This window comes from Lederbergia graminis, from assembly GCF_042655485.1.
Classification (GTDB): Bacteria; Bacillota; Bacilli; order Bacillales; family Bacillaceae_C; genus Lederbergia; species Lederbergia graminis.
This window is the reverse complement of sequence record NZ_JBHSMC010000030.1, coordinates 1-526: the sequence shown is the minus strand read 5'-3', so window position 1 is coordinate 526 and position 526 is coordinate 1. Positions and strand designations below refer to the sequence as shown.

At 30.6% G+C, this 526-nt stretch carries 1 protein-coding gene; it reads right to left on the bottom strand.

The window, feature by feature from the left end; all coding sequences use genetic code 11:
• Nucleotides 1-125: 125 nt before the first annotated feature.
• Nucleotides 126-526, bottom strand: a 401-nt coding sequence (locus tag ACFPM4_RS19070; RefSeq protein WP_382355351.1) for a transposase, incomplete at its 5' end; no start/stop codon positions are given.

Below are 526 nucleotides of genomic sequence, written 5' to 3'. Positions count from 1 at the left end.
CACTAGCGTTGCATAGATTGAAATAAATTGAATGAATAGATAATTTTTCCATTTGACTTTTCGGATTAGAATAAAAAACGAGGATCTGGTTCTAAGATGAATCAGTTCCCTTTTTTTTACATATTTTATTTTCGAGTATAATGTTCTTTTGATATTGGACTCACAATTGCACTTTCAAAACCGAAATTCATTACTTTTCTACGCTTATCTGGTATCTTTTGTCTCCCTTTACTAGATTTACGTTTTCTATTAAATTCTTTTTGAACTTCTTCCCATGAGTCCATTAAATATTGGCGTATTGTTTTTAGAAATTGCCAAATCTCACGATTTGGTTCCCTCGACAGTCGCATGATTTCTAGTAATCCGAACGTAATTAATGCAATAAATAGTTGGTTCCAAATACCAATTGGGGACTTGCTATATAAATGGTCTATTTTGATATGTTGTTTTAACCATTTAAAGAATAATTCAATATACCAACGGTTCTTATAAGTATCTAATATTTCCTGTTCGCTTAAGTCCAATT